This window comes from Duganella kummerowiae (assembly GCF_053572355.1).
Map to the genome: position 1 here is coordinate 87,375 of NZ_JBKFEH010000008.1, position 17,870 is coordinate 105,244.

The following is a 17,870-nucleotide window of genomic DNA, read 5'->3' on the forward strand; positions in this document are numbered from 1 at the left end:
TCCTAGACCAGCAGCATCAGATGCTCGCGCTCCCACGAGCTGATGACGCGGCTGTAGGTGGCGAATTCCAGCTCCTTGACCTCGCAGAAGGCGCGCACGAACTGCTCGCCCAGGATGTCGCTGAGCGGCTTGCACTCGCGCAGGCGCAGGATGGCGTCCTCCAGGTTGCGCGGCAGCTGGTCGTGCACATGTTCGGCGCTGTCCGCAGTCGGCGCCGAGGGCTGCAGTTCTTCCATCATGCCCAGGTAGCCGCAGGCCAGGGTGGCCGCCATGGCCAGGTAGGGATTGACGTCCACGCCCGGCACCCGGTTTTCCACGCGCCGGTTGACGGGCGCCGAATTCGGGATGCGGAAGCCGCAGGTGCGGTTGTCATAGCCCCAGTGCACATTGGTGGGCGCCGACATGAAGCGCGACAGGCGCCGGTAGGAATTGACGTGCGGCGCCAACAGCAGGGTGGCGGCCGCCGTGTACTTCTCCAACCCGGCGATGTAGTGGAAAAAGCGTTCGCTGGCCTGGCCGTCGGCCTGGGTGAAGATGTTGTTGCCGCCGCCGGTCTCGATCACGCTCTGGTGGATGTGCATGGCGCTGCCCGGCTCCGTCTCCATGGGCTTGGCCATGAAGGTGGCGAAGATGCCGTGCCGTAGCGCCGTCTCGCGCACGGCGCGCTTGAACAGGAACACGCGGTCGGCCAGCTCCAGCGCTTCGCCGTGGGTGAAGTTGATTTCCATCTGCCCGGCGCCAGCTTCATGGATCAGGGTTTCCACGCCCAGCTGGTGCTGCTTGCAGAAGGTGGACAGCTCCAGGAAGAAGGGATCGAAATCGTTCACGGCGTCGATGGAATACGACTGGCGGCCCGACTCGGTCTTGCCGCTGCGGCCCAGCGGCGGCACCAGCGGCTCGTGCGGATTGCTGCTGCGCGCCACCAGGTAAAACTCCATCTCCGGCGCCACCACCGGCTGCCAGCCGCGCTCCGCATACAGCGCCAGCACCCTGCGCAGCACGGCGCGCGGCGACAGTCCGACCGGACTGCCGTCGAAATTCTGGCAGTCGTGTATCACCAGCGCCACGTTCTCGGCGGCCCACGGCACCTGGCGCAGGGTGGCCAGGTCCGGCACGCAGATCATGTCCGGATCGGTGGCGCCCACATAGGGCGTGTTGTTGGGCTGCTCGCCGTTGACGGTGTTGAGCAGCACGCTCTTGGGCAGGCGCATCTCGCCCTCGGAGAGGAACAGGTCCTTGGGCAGTATCTTGCCGCGTGCGATGCCGGTCATGTCGGCGATCACGCATTCGACTTCGTGGATATTGTGCTCGCGCAGAAAATCGCGCATCGCCTGGCTCATGCTAGTCTCCCGTTTCAGAAACGATCCAGATAGCGTGCGGTCTCCCACGCGCTCACGTGCTGGCTGTACTCCAGCCATTCGGCCGACTTGAGGGCGCTGAATTCAGCGCTGAAGGCCGTCCCCAGCGACTGGCACAGGATATCATCCAGACGCAGCGCTTCCACCGCCAGTCCCAGGTTCTGCGGCAGCAGGCGCAAGCCCAGCTCCGCCCGGCGCTGCGCGCCCATCTCGTAGATGTCCTCGTTGACCGGCGCGGCCGGCTGCAGGGCGCGGTCCACGCCATCCAGCCCGGCCGCGATCACTGCAGCCAGCGCCAGGTAGGGATTGGCGGAACTGTCCGGCAGGCGCCACTCGATACGCTGGGCGACCACGCGCGCCACCGTGGTGCGGTTGTTGTCGCCGTAGCCGATATAAGCCGGCGCCCAGCTGGTGCCGGACAGCGACTGGCCGCACATCAGGCGCTTGTACGAGTTCACCGTGGGCGCGCACAGCGCCGTCAGCGCGGGCGCATGGTGCAGCAGCCCGGCCAGGAAGTGACAGGCCAGCGGCGACAGGCCCAAACCTTGCGCATCCTCGGCGCCGGAGAATAGCGCCCTGCCCTCGCCGTCCGCCAGCGACAGGTGGAAATGCAGGCCGCTGCCGGGACGGTCGGCAAAGGGCTTGGGCATCATGGAGAACAGCAGGCCCTGCTCCTCCGCGATGTGCTGGGCCGCCATCTTGAACAGCATGAAGTTGTCGGCCGCCTTGAGCGCATCGGCGTAGCGGTAGTTGACTTCGAACTGGCCGCTGGCGTCCTCGTGGTCGATCTGGAACACGTCCAGGCCGCAGGCATCCAGGCAGGCGGCCAGGCGCGTGAGGAACTCGCGGCGGCGCAGCAGGCTCCGGGTGTCGTAGGATGGCTTGTCCAGCATGTCGCCCGGCTCGGCGTCGTAGCCGGCGGGACCTGGCTGCAGCAGGAAGAATTCCGGTTCCAGGCCGGCGTTCAGGGTCCAGCCGCGCTGCGCCAGCCGTTCCACCTGGCGCCGCAATATCCGGCGCGGGCAGAGTTCAAAGGGCAGGCCCGCCACGTACCCGTCCAGCACCACGCGCGCATAGCCGGGCAGCCAGGGCATGGGCTGCAGGGTGGACAGGTCGGCGCGCCCGTAGTATTCCGAGCGCGGGCCATTGCGCGGCAGTCCCGTGCCCCAGATCGAGGGACCGGAAAAGCCGGCGCCGGGATGGACGATGCTATCCAGGTGGGCCAGCGGTACCAGCTTGCCCTTGGCGGCGCCGTGGATGTCGGTGAACTGTGCATAGACGTAATCTATGCCGCGTTCGCGCAGCTGTTCCACTGCATGGCTCAGTGCATGGTTCACCACATGGTTCACCGCATGGCTGACTGCCGGGCTCATAGCTGTATCCACGTGGTTTTCAGCTCGGTGTACTTGTCGAAGGCGTGCAGCGATTTGTCGCGGCCATTGCCGGACTGCTTGTAGCCGCCGAAGGGCACGGTGATGTCGTCGCCATCGTATTGGTTGACGTGCACGGTGCCGGCGCGCAAGGCCCGCGCGGTCTGGATCGCCTTGCTCAGGTTGGCGCTCCACACGGCAGCCTGCAAGCCATAGGGCGTGGCGTTGGCCTGCCGCACGGCGTCGCGCACATCGGTAAAGGCCAGCACGGACAGCACCGGGCCGAAGATTTCCTCGCGGGCGATGGCCATGCCGCTGTCCACGCCGTCGAACAGCGTGGGCTGCACGTAGTAGCCGCCGGAATCCACGCGGGCCCGGGCGCCGCCGGCCAGCAGCCTGGCGCCATCGGCCTTGCCGGCCTCGATATAGCCCATCACGGTCTGGAGCTGGGTGGCGTCCACGATGGCGCCCATCACGGTGTTCTCGTCCAGCGGATCGCCGGGCGCGTAGTCCGGCACCATGGCCAGGGCCTTTTCCAGGAAGCGCTCCTTGATGGATTCCTCCACGAACAGGCGCGACGGCGCATTGCAGCTCTCGCCCTGGTTGAAATAGATGGAACCGATGGCGGCCGCCACCGCCGCGTCCAGGTCCGGGCAGTCGGCGCACACGATGTTGGCGGATTTGCCGCCCAACTCGGTCCAGGCCCGCTTCAGGTTGGACTGGCCCGCCATCTGCACGATCTGCTTGCCGGTGCGGGTGGAGCCGGTGAAGCCTATGCAGTCCACGTCCATGTGCAGGGCCAGCGCGGCGCCAGCCTCCTGGCCATAGCCGGGCAGGACGTTGAACACGCCGGGCGGCAGGCCCGCCTCCAGCGCGATCTCGGCCAGGCGCAGCGCCGTCAGCGGCGACTTTTCGGACGGCTTGAGCACCACGCTGTTGCCGGCCGCCAGTGCCGGCGCGATCTTCCAGGCCGCCATGATCATGGGGTAGTTCCAGGGCACGATGGCGGCCACCACGCCGACCGGCTCGCGCGTGACCAGCGCCAGGCTGCTGTCGGCCGTGGGCGCGATCTGGTCGTAGATCTTGTCGATGGCCTCGCCGTACCAGCGCAGGCAGTTGGCGGTGGAGGCCACGTCCACGCTCTGGCTGTACTTGATCGGCTTGCCCATGTCCAGTGTCTCCAGCAGCGCCAGTTCCGCGCCGTACTGCAGCACCAGGTCGGCGAACCTGACCAGCACGCGCTTGCGCCGGGCCGGCGCCTGGCCGGCCCAGCGCCGGTCCTCGAAGGCGGCGCGGGCCGAAGCCACGGCGGCGTCCACGTCGGCCGCGCCGCAGCGCGCCACCAGGCCCAGCGAGCGGCCATCCACCGGCGACAGGTTCTCGAACTGCTGCCCGTCCGCCGCCCATACGCGCCGCCCTTCAATCAGGGCGCGTCCATCGCACACGGCGGCTGCCGCGCGCTCATGCCAGTTGGTGTCAGTCATGTAAGCTCCGGTTCAGATCAAGCCGCGCTGGCGCACGTCGTCGTAAGTCAGGTCCAGGCAGTGGCGTATCAGCGCCACCATCTCGTCGATCTGCGCCCGCGTCAGCACCAGCGGCGGCGCGATGATCATGCGGTCGCCCACGGCGCGCATGATCATGCCGTTGTTGAACATATGGCCGCGGCACACCATGCCGACCGCCAGCGCCGGATCGAAGTATTCATTTTCGTGCACGGTGGCGCCCTTGCGGCGCACCAGGTTCAGGCCGGCGACGAAGCCGCAGCTGTCGGTGTAGCCCACCAGCGGATGGTCGGCCAGGCTGGCGAAGCGCTGCTTCAGGTAGGGGCCGGTGTCCTCGGCCACCTGCCGCACCAGGCCTTCCGATTCGATGATGCGGATGTTTTCCAGCGCCGCCGCGCAGGCCACCGGATGGCCGGAATAGGTGAAACCGTGTTCGAACTCGCCGCCCTGGCCGATCAGCACGTCGGCCACGCGGTCGCCCACCAGCACCCCGCCCAGCGGCACGTAGCCGGAGGTGACGCCCTTGGCGAAGGTAATCAGGTCAGGCTTGATGCCGAACAGCTCGGAAGCGAACCAGGTGCCCAGCCGTCCGAAGCCGCAGATCACTTCATCGGCAATCAGCAGCACGCCGTACTTGTCGCAGATACGCTGGATCTCGGGCCAGTAGCTGCGCGGCGGGATCACCACGCCGCCGGCGCCCTGTACCGGCTCGCCGATGAAGGCGGCCACCTTGTCCGGGCCCACTTCCAGGATTTTCTGCTCCAGCCAGGACGCGGCCACGATGCCGAATTGGTCCTCGCTCATGCCCTGGCCGGATTCCAGATAGTTGGGCTGGCCGATGTGCACCACGCCCGGTATCGGCAGCCCGCCCTGGGCGTGCATGGCGCTCATGCCGCCCAGCGAGGCGCCGGCCACGGTGCTGCCGTGGTAGGCGTTGTGGCGGCTGATGATGGTGTGCCGCTCCCGGTATCCCAGCACGTCCCAGTAGCGCCGCACCATGCGCAGGTTGGTGTCGTTGCCCTCTGAGCCGGATCCGGTGAAATAGACATGCCTGAACTGCGGCGGCGAGATCTCGGCCAGCTTGGCGGCCAGGCGCGCGGCCGGCACGTTGGTGGTGTTGAAGAAGCTGTTATAGAAGGGCAGCGTCTCCATCTGGCGGTACACCGCCTCCGAGATGCTGGTGCGGCCATAGCCCGCGTTCACGCACCACAGGCCGGACATCCCGTCCAGCAGCTTCTTGCCTTCCGAATCCCACAGGTAGACGCCCTCGCCGCGCACCATCACGCGCGCGCCGCGTTCATTCAGCTGCTTGAAGTCGGTGAACGGGTGCAGGTAGTGGTCCGAGTCCATCTTCTGGATGGCGGCGGTGTCGTACAGTTCCTGGCGCGCCGCGGGACTCTTGACCGATGCGACCAGTGCGGCGCTGGGCGCCAGGGGATGCTGGGACATGATGGCTCCTGGTTCGTTGAAGATGGCTTAGACGTGCAGCAGCAGGTGCTCGCGCTCCCACGGGCTGATCACGGTCATGAATTCCTGGTGTTCCAGTTCCTTGATGGCGGCGTAGACGTCGACGAAGCGCTCGCCCAGCACCTGGCGCAGCCGGTCCTCGGGACGCAGCAGACTGAGCGCCTCGGGCAGGCCTTGCGGCAGCTCGACCTTGAGGTCATAGGCGCTGTCGGTGGTCATGGGCGTGGGTTCCAGGCGGTCCACCATGCCCAGGTAGCCGCAGGCCAGCGTCACGGCCAGGGCCAGGTAGGGATTGGCGTCGGCGCCGATGATGCGGTTTTCCACGCGCCGGTCCTGCACGCCCGATTCCGGCACCCGGAAGCCCACGGTGCGGTTGTCCATGCCCCACTGGATGTTGATGGGGGCGGCCGTGTGGCGCACGATGCGGCGGTAGGAATTCACGTAGGGCGCGACGATGGCCATGGCGCTCGGCATGTAGCGCTGCAGGCCGCCGATGTAGTGCTTGAACAGCGGCGAGGCGGAGCCGTCCTCGTTGCTGAAGATGTTCAGGCCAGTCTTCGCATCCACCACGCTCTGGTGCACGTGCATGGCCGATCCCGGCTCGCCCGCCATGGGCTTGGCCATGAAGGTGGCGTACATGTCGTGCTTGAGCGCCGCCTCGCGCAGGGTGCGCTTGAAGTAGAACACCTTGTCGGCCAGGCCCAGCGGCTCGCCATGGAGGAAGTTGATTTCCATCTGGCCGGCGCCGATTTCGTGGATCAGGGTATCCACGTCCAGGTTCATCATGTCGCAATAGTCGTAGATGTCCTCGAACAGGGGATCGAATTCGTTGACGGCGTCTATGCTGTAGACCTGGCGGCTGGTCTCGGCGCGGCCGCTGCGGCCGATGGGCGGGCGCAGCGGCAGGTCGGGATCGCTGTTCTTGGCGGTCAGGTAGAACTCCAGTTCCGGCGCCACCACCGGCTTCCAGCCCTTGTCCGCATACAGCTTGAGCACCCGGCGCAGCACCGAGCGCGGGGCAAAATCGACCAGCCGGCCGTCGGCGAAATAGCAGTCGTGTATCACCTGCGCGGTGGGATCGGTGGCCCACGGCACCATGGTGATGGTGGTGGGGTCGGCGCGCAATATCATGTCGCGGTCGGTGTTGGAGATGGCGCGGTCGTAGGCCGGATCGTCGGTCGGGTAGTTGCCGGTCACGGTCATGCCCAGCACCGCCTCCGGAATGCGCATGCCGCGCTCCTGGGTGAATTTGCCGCGCGGGAGTATCTTCCCGCGCGCCACGCCGGTCAGGTCCGGCACCAGGCATTCGATTTCGGTGACCCGCTTCTCGTTCAGCCACAGGTCCATGTCGGTATAGGTAAAGCCTTCGCGTATTGCCATGGTATTGCCTCGTCAGTTTTTCTTGGTGGTGGCCTGGTAGCGCCGGCACGCATCGCCGAACGCCTGGAACAGCTTGATCGAATCCGGATTATCGGCCAGGCGCCATTCGGGGTGCCACTGCACCGCCAGCGTGAAGCCCGGCGCATGCTGCACGCGGTAGGCTTCCACCAGGCCGTCGTCGGCGCGCGCCTCCACGGCCAGGCCGCGCGCCAGCCGGTCCACGCCCTGGCCGTGCAGGGAGTTGACCATGATGTATTCCACGCCGCCGAGGATGCGCGCCATCAGGCCCTGCGGCTCCAGGCGCACCCGGTGCGCAGGCGCGTACTGCTGCTCCAGCGTGTGTTCCTTGTTCTCGCGGTGATCGGCCATGCCGGCCACCTGGTGCACGGCCTGGTGCAGGGTGCCGCCCAGCGCCACGTTCACTTCCTGGAAGCCGCGGCAGATCGCCATCAGCGGCAGGCCGCGCTCCAGCGCCGCGCGTATCAGCGGCAGGGTGGTGGCGTCGCGCGCCTGGTCCAGCGGCAGGGAAGGATCCAGCAAATCCTGGCCGTACAGGCTGGCGTGCACGTTGGAGGGGGAACCGGTGAGCAGGATGCCGTGCGCCGCATCGAGCAGCGCTGCGGTATCGGTGGCGGCGCCCAGCGCCGGAATGATGAGGGGCGCGCAGCGGGCGCCGTCGGCCACGGCGGCCACGTACTTGAGCTGGGCCGTGTGGTTGGCGTGGGCGCCGATCTGCCGTATGCAGGCAGGCACCAGAACTATGGGACTGCTCATAACTCTCCGTCCAAGCATGAATTTTAGTTAATCATATGCCCAATTTGGTATCATTGTCAGTGCCACTTGTTGTTATTTGATAGAACCACTTTGATCATGCACGCCGCCACCGGGCTGCTGGCCCAGACCCTGGCCCTGCCCGGCTTCCATTCCCGCCTGCCACAGCAGCGCCGCCTGTACGAAGCAGCCAAGGCCGCCATCCACCAGGAACGGCTGGCGGCCGGCAGCAAGCTGCCCTCCAGCCGCGACCTGGCGCGCGACCTGGGCATCGCCCGCAACACCGTGATCGCGGCCTTCGAGCAGCTGGCGGCCGAGGGCTATGTCGCCAGCCGTCCCGGCAGCGGCACCTACGTGGCCGACCTGCGGGCCCACAGCGCCAGCATGCGCGGCGATGGCGCGCGCCAGCAGGCGGCGCGCGGCGCTTCCGCTTGCCCGGCCATGCTGTCGCGGCGGGGCCGCGAACTGACCGCGTTCGCGGCCGGAGCGCGCTACGAGATCCAGCCCATGGCGCCGGGCGACGCGGACTTTTCCTCGTTTCCGTTCAAGCTGTGGCAGCGCCTGCAGAACCGCGTATGGCGCGAGGCGCGCGCCGACCTGCTCGATTACGGCCAGTCGGGCGGCTACCTGCCGCTGCGCCAGGCCATCACCGACTACCTGCGCATCTCGCGCTCGGTCAAGGTGTCGGTGGAGCAGGTGCTGATCACCGGCGGCACCCAGCAGTCACTGGACCTGTGCGCCCAGCTGCTGGCCGACGTGGGCGACACCGCCTGGGTCGAGGATCCCTGCTACTGGGGCGCGCGGCGCGTGTTCCAGGCGCGCGAACTGAAGCTGCATCCGGTCACGGTGGACAGCGATGGCATGGCGCTGCGCCCGGCCGACCTGGCCACCGCGCCGCGCCTGATTTACGTCACGCCCTCGCACCAGTATCCGACCGGCGCCGTCATGAGCCTGGCGCGGCGCCGCGAGCTGCTGGAGGTGGCGGTGCGCAAGCAGGCCTGGATACTGGAGGACGACTACGACAGCGAATTCCGCTACACGGGCCGCCCGCTGGCCGCGCTGCAGGGCCTGGACACGGATGAAAGGGTGCTCTACATGGGCACCTTCTCCAAGGTGCTCTACCCCGGCATCAAGGTCGGCTACCTGGTGGTGCCGCCGGCCCTGGCGCCGGGCTTCAAGAGCGCGCTGTACGACTTGCAGCGGCCCGGCCAGCTGATGGTGCAGGCGGCGCTGGCCGACTTCATCGCGCTGGGCCACTTCACTGCCCACATCCGCAAGCTGCGCCAGACCTACGGCGCGCGGCGCGAGCTGCTGCGCCGCACCCTGGCCGGCCAGCTGGGCGCGCGCCTGCACGGGCGCGTGGCCATCTCCAGCGAGGAATCCGGCCTGCACCTGGTGGTGGAGCTGCCGGACCAGGTGGACGACGTGGCGCTGGAACAGCTGGCCGCCGAATCGGGCATACAGGTCAAGGCGCTGTCTTCCTACTACCTGGTGGCGCCGCCTCGGCGCGGGCTGCTGGTGGGCTACGCCTACTGCGCCACGGAAAAAATCGTCCACTACGGCCGCCTGCTGGCGTCCGTGATCGAGGCGGGCCTGCGATGAAGACGGTGCCTTGGCGGGATTTCAGCGCCCTGGTGGCCAGCATAGGCGTGGTCGGGCTGGGCCTGGGCGCCACCGTGCCGCTGACGGCGCTGGTGCTGGACCGGCGCGGCGTGGGCACGGACTTGATCGGCATGATCACGGCGGCCGGCGCACTCGGCATCCTGGCGGCGGCGCCCTTCGTGTCGCGCTGGGTGGCGGCGCACGGCGCCCGCGCCAGCATGGTGTACGCGGTGCTGGCGGCCGCCATCTCGACCGCGCTGATGGATTGCACCGCCAGCGTGCCGGCCTGGGTGGCGCTGCGGCTGGTGTTTGGCGCCGCCATGGGCGTGCTGTTCACCATCGGCGAGGCCTGGGTCAACCGGCTGGCGCCGCGCGAGTCGCGCGGGCGGGTGGTGGCCCTGTACACCACCAGCTTCACCCTGTTCCAGCTGGTGGGACCGGCCCTGGTGGCGGCGCTGGAAGGCCGGATCGCGCTACCATTCGCGGCTTGCGGGGCCTTGTTCCTGCTGGCCTTGCCGGGCCTGGGCCTGGTCGGCGGCGGCCGGGTCCAGGAGGACGACGGGCCGCACGTGCCCTGGCTGGCCATGCTGCCTCGCATCCCGATGATCGTGCTGGGCGCCGGATTCTTCGCCCTGTTCGACACCCTGGCCTTGAGCCTGCTGCCGCTGTATGCGATCCGGCATGGCATGGCGCTGGAGCTGGCGCTGCTGTCGGCCACGGCGGTACTGGTGGGCGATACGGCGCTGCAGTTTTTCTTCGGCTGGCTGGCCGACAAGGTGGGCAGGCGCCGCGTGCATGTGGGCTGCGGCATCGCCGTGTGCCTGCTGCTGCCGCTGCTGCCAACCGCGGCGGGGACGCCTTGGCTGTGGTGGCCCGTGCTGCTGATGCTGGGCGCGGCGGCCGGCGCGATCTATATGCTGTCGCTGGTGGCCTGCGGGCAGCGCTTTGAAGGGCAGTCGCTGGTGGCGGCCAGCGCGGCCGTCAATGCCTCGTGGGGCGTCGCCAGCAGCGGCGGGCCTTTGCTGACCGGGGTGCTGATGCAGAACTGGGGAGTGGATGCGCTGCCGGGCGTGCTGCTGGCGGGGGTGCTGCTGTTCCTGGGCGGCGCGTGGTGGGAGGGCCGCAGGCCAGTTAGCTCAGCATAGGCTGCCGCGTGCGCGGCAGCGACGTCTGGTCCACGGGGCGTTGATACGTCACTGCCGCGCAGGCGGCAGTCCATGCTGAGTAGGCGTTTAGCCGGCTTTCGCTGCCGCCGCGATTTGCTTCTGGCGCAAACGCTCATTGCGCGCCATGACCAGGCTGGAGGCGATCACGCCTATCGACACCGCCAGGATGGTCAGCGCCGCCACCGCATTCACGCGCGGGTCCAGGCCCAGGCGGGCGCGCGAGAAGATCACGATGGGCATGGTCGAGGAACCGGGGCCGGACAGGAAGGCCGACAACACCACGTCGTCCAGCGACAGGGTGAAGGTCAGCAGCCACGCCGAACCCAGGGCCTGGGTAATGTTGGGCAGCGTGACCAGGAAGAACACCTGGTGCGGCTTGCAGCCCAGGTCCATGGCCGCCTCCTCCAGCGACTTGTTCATCTCCTGCAGCCGCGATTGCACCACCACCGCCGCGTAGGCCATGCCCAAGAGGCAATGGCCCAGCCAGATGGTCAGGGCGCCGCGCTCGGGGAATCCGAACACCTTCTGCACCGACACCAGCATCAGCAGCAGCGACAGGCCAATGATCACCTCCGGCATCACCAGCGGCGCGCTCACCATGCCGGAGAACAGGGTGCGGCCCGTGAAGCGCTGGTAGCGGTTCAGGACAAAGGCGGCAAATGTGCCCAGGATGACCGAGGCGCAGGCCGTGCCCAGCGCGATGCGCAGGGACAGGCCGAAGCCGCTGATGATTTCCGTGTCGTTCATCAGCTCCGCATACCAGCGCAGCGAGAAGCCCGACCACGCCATGTCCTGGCGCGAGCTGTTGAAGGAAAACACGATCAGCACCAGTATCGGCAGGTACAGGAACAGGTAGCCCAGCGACAGCCAGCCGCGCCCGAACCAGCGTTGTATCAAGTTGTTCATGCGCGCGCCTCCTGCTCCGCCTTGTACTTGTTGAAGATGGCCATCGGCACCAGGATCAGCAGGATCACCACCACCGTCACCGACGAAGCCATGGGCCAGTCGTTATTGGTGAAGAATTCATCCCACAGCACATGGCCTATCATCAGCGTTTCCGGGCCGCCCAGCAGCTCGGGGATGACGTACTCGCCCACGGCCGGAATGAACACCAGCATGGAGCCGGCGATGATGCCGGACTTGGACAGCGGCACCGTGATGCGCCAGAAGGCCTGCAGCGGCGTCGCCCCCAGGTCGGCCGCCGCCTCCAGGTAGCGGATATCCATCTTCACCAGGTTGGCGTACAGCGGCAAGATCATGAAGGGCAGATAGGCGTACACCATGCCGACGATGAGCGAGAACTGGGTGTTCATCATGTGGATGGGTTCATGGATCACGCCTATCCCGATCAGGAAGTTGTTGAGCAGGCCGGCATTGGCCAGGATGCCCTTCCAGGCGTAGATACGCAGCAGGAACGAGGTCCAGAACGGCAGCATCACCATCATCAGCAGCACCGGCCGCACGGTGGGTTTGGCGCGCGCCATGAAGTAGGCGAACGGGTAGCCTATCACCAGGCACAGCACCGTGGTGATGGCAGCGAACTTGAGCGAGCTGAGATAGGTCAGCACGTACAGGTCGTCCTGCAGGATGAACAGGTAGTTGGCGATCTTCAGCTTGAAGGTGACGATGCCGTCGGCCAGCGTCATCAGGGTGCCGAAGGGATTGCCGCCCTCCTCCGTCTCGGTGAAGCTGATGCGCGCCACGATCAGGAAGGGGATCAAGAAGAAGGCCGTCAGCCACAGGAAGGGCACGGCGATCACGGCGGCGCGGCCCGTCAGCCACGTCCTCGCCAGATGTTTGAGCTTGTCCATGGCCGCTCCGTCAGCTGGTCAGCACGACCACGTCGGCGCCATCCCACCAGGCGTACACGCGCTGGTCGCGCTGCAGGCTGGCGTCGCCGTGGCGCTGGGCATTGGTGCGCGAGACTTTCAGCTCCATGCCGGAATCGAGCTTCACGGTGTAATGGGTCTCGTTGCCGAAATACGAGGTGGCCTTGAGCACGCCCTGCACGCAGTTGAAATCGCGCTCGGCGGCGCTGGCGCGCGCCGCTTCCTCGGGAGGCTGCAGCTGGATGCTGATCTTCTCCGGACGTACGGCCACCGACACCGGCATGCCCATGGTACCGGTGATGCCGTGTGGGACGTAGTGGCGGCATTCCGCGCTGTCCACCACCACGTGGTCATGCTCATCCACCGTCACGCTGCCGGTGAACATGTTGACGCTGCCAATGAAGTCGGCCACGAAGCGGCAATTGGGCGTTTCGTAGATTTCGTTGGGCCGGCCGACCTGCAGGATGCGGCCCGCGCTCATGACGGCAATGCGGGTGGCCATGCTCATGGCCTCGTCCTGGTCGTGGGTCACCATCACGCAAGTCACACCGACCTGCTCGATGATGTTCACCAGTTCCATCTGGGTGCGTTCGCGCAGTTTTTTATCGAGCGCGCCCAGCGGCTCGTCCAGCAGCAGCAATTGGGGACGCTTGGCCAGGCTGCGCGCCAGCGCCACGCGCTGCTGCTGGCCGCCGGACAGCTGGTGCGGCTTGCGCTTGGCATATGGGCTGAGCTGGACCAGGGCCAGCATCTGGTCCACGCGCGCGGCGATCTCGTCTTTCGGCAGGCCGTCGCGGCGCAGGCCGAAGGCGATGTTGTCCCACACGGTCAGGTGCGGGAACAGCGCATAGGACTGGAACATCATGTTGATCGGGCGCTGGTAGGGCGGCACCGGGATGATGTCCTGGCCGGCCAGCGTGATCCCGCCGGAAGTCGGGGTTTCGAAGCCGGCCAGCATGCGCAGCAGGGTGGACTTGCCGCAGCCCGAGCTGCCCAGCAGGGCAAAGATCTCGCCCTTGTTGATGGCGACCGACACATCGTTCACGGCGCGCACGCCATCAAATTCCTTGACCAGATTGCGTATCAGGAGAAAGGGCTGGCCGGAGTCTGTCGTCATAATATTAAAAAATTAATGATGGCAAAAAGGTTATGGTGTCGTAGCCACTTGCGCGCGGGAGGCGGCAAACACCGGATATGGGGACGTAACCCGTGATTATAAATGCAGCGTCCTTGTTGGGGAACGTCGGGCCGCGCCGCGCAGGCCGCGCAGGCCGGGCCGCCCGCTTCACACATGAAGCAAGAGGTGTTCCCGCTCCCATGGGCTGATGACGGTCATGAACTCCTGCTGTTCCAAGTCCTTGATGGCCGCGTACACGTCGACGAAGCGCTCGCCCAGCACGTGGCGCAAGCGGTCCTCGGCGCGCAGCAGCTGCAGGGCGGCCGGCAGGGTCTGGGGCAGCTCGGCCGGGTGGTCGAAGGCGCTGCCCTGGGTGATGGGCGTGGGTTCCAGCTGGTCCACCATGCCCAGGTAGCCGCAGGCCAGCGTCACGGCCATGGCCAGGTAGGGATTGGCGTCGGCGCCGATGATGCGGTTCTCGATGCGCCGCTCCTCGACGCCGGACACCGGCACCCGGAAGCCCACCGTGCGGTTGTCCATGCCCCACTGCAGGTTGATGGGCGCCGCCGTGTAGCGCACGATGCGGCGGTAGGAATTGACGTAGGGCGCGGTCAGCGCCATGGCGGCCGGGGTGTAGCGCTGCAGTCCGCCCAGGTAGTGCCTGAAAGCAGGCGTGGGTGCGCCGTCGTCGGCCGTGAAGATATTGCGGCCGCTGGCGGCATCGCGCACGCTCTGGTGCACATGCATGGCCGATCCCGGTTCGCCCGCCATGGGCTTGGCCATGAAGGTGGCATACATGCCGTGCTTGAGGGCTGCCTCGCGCAGGGTGCGCTTGAAGTAGAACACGCGGTCGGCCACGGCCAGCGGATCGCCATGCATGAAGTTCAGGCCCATCTGCCCGGCGCCCGTTTCGTGGATCAGGGTGTCCACGTCCAGGTTCATCAGCTCGCAGTAGTCGTAGATATCCTCGAACAGCGGATCGAATTCGTTCACCGCATCGATGCTGTACACCTGGCGGCTGGTCTCGGCGCGACCGCTGCGGCCCACCGGCGCGCGCAATGGCAGGTCGGGATCGGTGTTCTGCTCGGTGAGGTAGAACTCCAGCTCGGGGCCGACCACCGGCTTCCAGCCGCGCTCCGCGTACAGCTTGAGCACGCGCCGCAGCACCGAGCGCGGCGCAAAATCGACCAGGGCGCCGTCGGCGAAATAGCAATCCTGTATCACCTGGGCGGTGGGATCGCTGGCCCAGGGCACGGCGGTGATGGTGCTGGGATCGGCGCGCAGCACCATGTCGCGGTCGGTGTTGGAGATGGCGCGGTCGTAGGCCGGGTCGTCGGTGGGATAGTTGCCGGTCACGGTCATGCCCAGCACCGCTTCCGGGATGCGCATGCCGCGCTCGCGGCTGAATTTGGCGCGCGGCAGTATCTTCCCGCGCGCCACGCCGGTCAGGTCCGGCACCAGGCATTCGATTTCGGTGACCCGCTTCTCGTTGAGCCAGCGGTCCATATCGGCATCGGTGAAGTTTTCTCGTATCGGCATGTCAGGGCAGCGGCTATCGCGACAGCCCTAATTTACCATAATCGCAAGTTTTTAACGGGCCCCTTCCTCGGCGGCGACGCGGGTCTCCACCAGCAGCTTCTTGATCTCCGGGATGCAGGAGCCGCAGTTGCCGCCCGCCTTCAGGCAGGAGGTCACCTGCTGCACGGTGGATAGGCCCTGCTCGCGGATGGCGCCGCAAATGGTGTTGCGGCCCACGCCAAAGCAGGAGCACACGGTGGGGCCGGCGTCGGCGCCCTTTTCCACCGGCTGGCCGACCAGCAGGCCGACCCTGTCGATTTCGCTCAGCTGGTCCTTGGCAAACAGGCTGGCCAGCCAGGCGCGCGAGGGCATGTCCTGGCGCGGCGACACGAAGATGCATTGGGCGATGCGGTCATCCACCACGTGCACGGCGCGGTACACGCCGGCCGTGCGGTCCTCGTACTCCAGCCAGTCGGCGTCCGGGTCCTGCACGCCCAGCAGCTCGCGCGCCCATTGCGCATAAGCGGTGATGGTATTGCGGCCGGCCAGTTCGTAACGGGCGAAATCGCGGCCCTGGATGCGGGTCCAGTGCGCCACCTCATCCAGGTCGAGTTCATCGCGGCTGAGGATGAAGCCATGCCAGTTGACGCGAAACTGCTCCACTCGCACCGGCGTGTGCTTGAATTCCGGCTCGCCCGAGATCGGGTCCACCACGGGATTGACCAGCGCGCCGACGCGGGCGTCGGAGGCAGTCTGGCCGTTCCAGTGGATGGGCACGAACACGCTGCCGCGCGGGATGCCGCCGCCGTGCTGCACGCGCGCCACCATGGCGCCCCATTCCGTGCTGATGCGGGCCAGTTCGCCCTCGCGCACGCCGCTCAGCAGGGCGTCCTGCGGGTGCATGTCGACGAAGGATTCCGGGATGTGGTCGGCCAGGCGCGGCGACTTGCCGGTGCGCGTCATGGTGTGCCACTGGTCGCGCACGCGGCCCGTGTTCAGGGTCAGCGGATAATCCTCGCTGATCACGCCGGCCGGCGCGCGCGGCGGCGTGGCCACGAAGCGCGCCTTGCCGTCCGGCGTGGCGTAACGGCCGTCGGCAAACAAACGCTGGCGGCCGCCACCCTGGCCGCCGGCCGGCAAGGGCCACTGCACCGGTTCCAGGTCGTCGTACTGGCGCTGGGTCAGGCCGCCCAGGCCGGACATGTCGAAGGCACGCGGCACCTGGTCCGGCGCGTTGCGGAAGCCGCTCAGGCGCGCGTGCTCATCGAAGATGTCATGCGGGCATGCGTAATCGAAGCCCTGGTAGCCCATGCGCCGGGCGAAGCGCGAGATGATCTCCCAGTCGCCCAGGGCCTCGCCAGGCGCCGGCAGGAAGGCGCGCTGGCGCGAGATGCGGCGCTCGGAATTGGTGACCGTCCCATCCTTCTCGGCCCAGCCCAGGGCCGGCAGCAGCACGTGGGCGTAGGCGTTGGTGTCGGTATCCTGTATCACGTCGGAGGCCACCACCAGCTCGCACTTGCTCAGTGCGCGCTTGACCTGGTCGGCGTCCGGCAGGCTGACCAGGGGATTGGTGGCCATGATCCACACCGCCTTGATCTTGCCTTCCTCGATGGCGCGGAACATGTCGACCGCCTTCAGGCCCGGCTTGTCGGCCATGCGCGGCGCATCCCAGAACGCCTGCACGGTCTCGCGGTGCTCGGGACGCTCCAGGTCCATGTGCGCGGCCAGCATATTGGCCAGGCCGCCCACTTCGCGACCGCCCATGGCGTTGGGCTGGCCGGTGATGGAGAACGGGCCCATACCGGGCTGGCCGATGCGTCCGCCGATCAGGTGGCAGTTGATGATGGCGTTGACCTTGTCGGTGCCGGCCGAGGACTGGTTCACGCCCATGGAAAAGGCGGTGATGGTTTTGGCGGTGGCGGCGTAGGCCTCGTAGAATTCCAGCAGCGCGGCCGGATCGACGCGGCAGATGCGTGCCACCTGGGCCGGATCGCTGCAATCGAGGTTGGCGGCGGCCAGTGCGGCCTCCAGGCCGGTGGTATGCTGCGCCACGAAGTCCGCATCGACCGCGCCGATGCGGGCCAGGTAGCTGAGCAGGCCGTTGAACAGCCACACATCGGTGCCGGCGCGCACCGGCAGGTGCAGGTCGGCCAGCTCGCAGGTGGCGGTGCGGCGCGGGTCGATCACCACCAGCTTCATGTGCGGCCGCGCCTCCTTGGCCTTGACGATGCGCTGGAACAGGATGGGATGGCACCAGGCCGCGTTGGAGCCGACCAGCACCACCATGTCGGCCAGCTCCAGGTCTTCATAGCAGACCGGCACCAGGTCTTCGCCAAAGGCGCGCTTGTGGCCGGCCACGGCGGACGACATGCACAGGCGCGAGTTGGTGTCGATATTGGCGCTGCCCACATAGCCCTTCATCAGCTTGTTGGCCGCGTAGTAATCCTCGGTCAGCAGCTGGCCGGAGACGTACAGGGCCACCGCATCAGGACCGTGTTCATCGATAATGGCTTGCCAGCGCGTGGCCACGTGGTCCAGCGCCTGGTCCCAGCTGACCCGGCGCAGGCTGCCGGCCTCGCGCAGCTGCGGATACAGCAAACGGCCTTCCAGGCCCACGGTTTCGCCCAGGGCCGAGCCCTTGACGCACAGCTTGCCCAGGTTGGCGGGATGCAGGACATCGCCGGCGATGGCGACCGTTCCGTCGGCCTGCGGCGTGGCCTTGACGCCGCAGCCCACGCCGCAATAGGCGCAGGTGGTACGGACTGCAAGATGGGCTTGGGATAAATTCAC

Annotated in this window: 13 protein-coding genes; 2 read left to right on the top strand and 11 right to left on the bottom strand. The window is 67.2% G+C overall.

The window, feature by feature from the left end; genetic code table 11:
- Positions 1–2: 2 nt before the first annotated feature.
- From ACLB1G_RS08215 to ACLB1G_RS08240, 6 genes are read right to left on the bottom strand one after another with little or no spacing between them, the layout of a single operon-like run.
- On the bottom strand, positions 3–1,340 hold the full coding sequence (locus ACLB1G_RS08215) for a glutamine synthetase family protein (protein ID WP_491626715.1): 1,338 nt from the start codon (positions 1,338–1,340) through the stop codon (positions 3–5).
- Positions 1,341–1,354: 14 nt separating this feature from the next.
- A complete protein-coding gene (glnT, locus tag ACLB1G_RS08220) occupies positions 1,355–2,731 on the bottom strand; it encodes a type III glutamate--ammonia ligase (protein ID WP_491626716.1) in 1,377 nt (458 codons plus the stop codon).
- Positions 2,728–4,212 carry an aldehyde dehydrogenase gene (locus ACLB1G_RS08225; protein WP_491626717.1) on the bottom strand — a complete coding sequence of 495 codons (1,485 nt, stop codon included), beginning with the start codon at positions 4,210–4,212 and terminating at the stop codon, positions 2,728–2,730. The genes glnT and ACLB1G_RS08225 overlap by 4 nt, the downstream gene beginning before the upstream one ends.
- Positions 4,213–4,224: 12 nt before the next feature.
- Positions 4,225–5,679 (bottom strand): aspartate aminotransferase family protein, encoded by a 1,455-nt coding sequence (locus ACLB1G_RS08230; protein ID WP_491626718.1) that lies wholly within the window; start codon positions 5,677–5,679, stop codon positions 4,225–4,227.
- 27 nt (positions 5,680–5,706) lie between these two features.
- A complete protein-coding gene (locus ACLB1G_RS08235; RefSeq protein WP_491626719.1) occupies positions 5,707–7,077 on the bottom strand; it encodes a glutamine synthetase family protein in 1,371 nt (456 codons plus the stop codon).
- 12 nt (positions 7,078–7,089) lie between these two features.
- Positions 7,090–7,851 (bottom strand): gamma-glutamyl-gamma-aminobutyrate hydrolase family protein, encoded by a 762-nt coding sequence (locus ACLB1G_RS08240; RefSeq protein ID WP_491626720.1) that lies wholly within the window; start codon positions 7,849–7,851, stop codon positions 7,090–7,092.
- Positions 7,852–7,947: 96 nt separating this feature from the next.
- Here ACLB1G_RS08240 and pdxR point away from each other — a divergent pair, with 96 nt between their 5' ends.
- Together pdxR and ACLB1G_RS08250 are read left to right on the top strand one after the other, a co-directional pair.
- Entirely contained in the window at positions 7,948–9,450 is a 1,503-nt protein-coding gene (gene pdxR, locus ACLB1G_RS08245; RefSeq protein ID WP_491626721.1) for a MocR-like pyridoxine biosynthesis transcription factor PdxR, read from the top strand.
- A complete protein-coding gene (locus ACLB1G_RS08250) occupies positions 9,447–10,595 on the top strand; it encodes an MFS transporter (RefSeq protein ID WP_491626722.1) in 1,149 nt (382 codons plus the stop codon). Before pdxR ends, ACLB1G_RS08250 begins: the two co-directional genes overlap by 4 nt.
- Positions 10,596–10,682: 87 nt before the next feature.
- On the opposite strand, the gene ACLB1G_RS08255 is transcribed toward ACLB1G_RS08250, so the two are convergent.
- From ACLB1G_RS08255 to ACLB1G_RS08275, 5 genes are all read right to left on the bottom strand, one after another.
- Complete coding sequence (locus ACLB1G_RS08255) at positions 10,683–11,522, bottom strand: ABC transporter permease (RefSeq protein ID WP_491626723.1); 840 nt, start codon at positions 11,520–11,522, stop codon at positions 10,683–10,685.
- Positions 11,519–12,427: an ABC transporter permease subunit gene (locus ACLB1G_RS08260; RefSeq protein WP_491626724.1), complete on the bottom strand. Its 909-nt coding sequence runs from the start codon at positions 12,425–12,427 to the stop codon at positions 11,519–11,521. Before ACLB1G_RS08260 ends, ACLB1G_RS08255 begins: the two co-directional genes overlap by 4 nt.
- Before the next feature lie 10 nt (positions 12,428–12,437).
- On the bottom strand, positions 12,438–13,562 hold the full coding sequence (locus ACLB1G_RS08265) for an ABC transporter ATP-binding protein (protein WP_491626725.1): 1,125 nt from the start codon (positions 13,560–13,562) through the stop codon (positions 12,438–12,440).
- Between the two features lie 168 nt (positions 13,563–13,730).
- On the bottom strand, positions 13,731–15,101 hold the full coding sequence (locus ACLB1G_RS08270) for a glutamine synthetase family protein (RefSeq protein WP_491626726.1): 1,371 nt from the start codon (positions 15,099–15,101) through the stop codon (positions 13,731–13,733).
- 51 nt (positions 15,102–15,152) lie between these two features.
- Positions 15,153–17,870: a molybdopterin-dependent oxidoreductase gene (locus ACLB1G_RS08275; protein WP_491626727.1), complete on the bottom strand. Its 2,718-nt coding sequence runs from the start codon at positions 17,868–17,870 to the stop codon at positions 15,153–15,155.

Bases quoted from the DNA above. Each gene is read 5' to 3' on its own strand.
- ACLB1G_RS08215 (WP_491626715.1), bottom strand. From the start codon at position 1,340: ATGAGCCAGGCGATGCGCGATTTTCTGCGCGAGCACAATATCCACGAA.
- glnT (WP_491626716.1), bottom strand. From the start codon at position 2,731: ATGAGCCCGGCAGTCAGCCATGCGGTGAACCATGTGGTGAACCATGCA.
- ACLB1G_RS08225 (WP_491626717.1), bottom strand. From the start codon at position 4,212: ATGACTGACACCAACTGGCATGAGCGCGCGGCAGCCGCCGTGTGCGAT.
- ACLB1G_RS08230 (WP_491626718.1), bottom strand. From the start codon at position 5,679: ATGTCCCAGCATCCCCTGGCGCCCAGCGCCGCACTGGTCGCATCGGTC.
- ACLB1G_RS08235 (WP_491626719.1), bottom strand. From the start codon at position 7,077: ATGGCAATACGCGAAGGCTTTACCTATACCGACATGGACCTGTGGCTG.
- ACLB1G_RS08240 (WP_491626720.1), bottom strand. From the start codon at position 7,851: ATGAGCAGTCCCATAGTTCTGGTGCCTGCCTGCATACGGCAGATCGGC.
- pdxR (WP_491626721.1), top strand. From the start codon at position 7,948: ATGCACGCCGCCACCGGGCTGCTGGCCCAGACCCTGGCCCTGCCCGGC.
- ACLB1G_RS08250 (WP_491626722.1), top strand. From the start codon at position 9,447: ATGAAGACGGTGCCTTGGCGGGATTTCAGCGCCCTGGTGGCCAGCATA.
- ACLB1G_RS08255 (WP_491626723.1), bottom strand. From the start codon at position 11,522: ATGAACAACTTGATACAACGCTGGTTCGGGCGCGGCTGGCTGTCGCTG.
- ACLB1G_RS08260 (WP_491626724.1), bottom strand. From the start codon at position 12,427: ATGGACAAGCTCAAACATCTGGCGAGGACGTGGCTGACGGGCCGCGCC.
- ACLB1G_RS08265 (WP_491626725.1), bottom strand. From the start codon at position 13,562: ATGACGACAGACTCCGGCCAGCCCTTTCTCCTGATACGCAATCTGGTC.
- ACLB1G_RS08270 (WP_491626726.1), bottom strand. From the start codon at position 15,101: ATGCCGATACGAGAAAACTTCACCGATGCCGATATGGACCGCTGGCTC.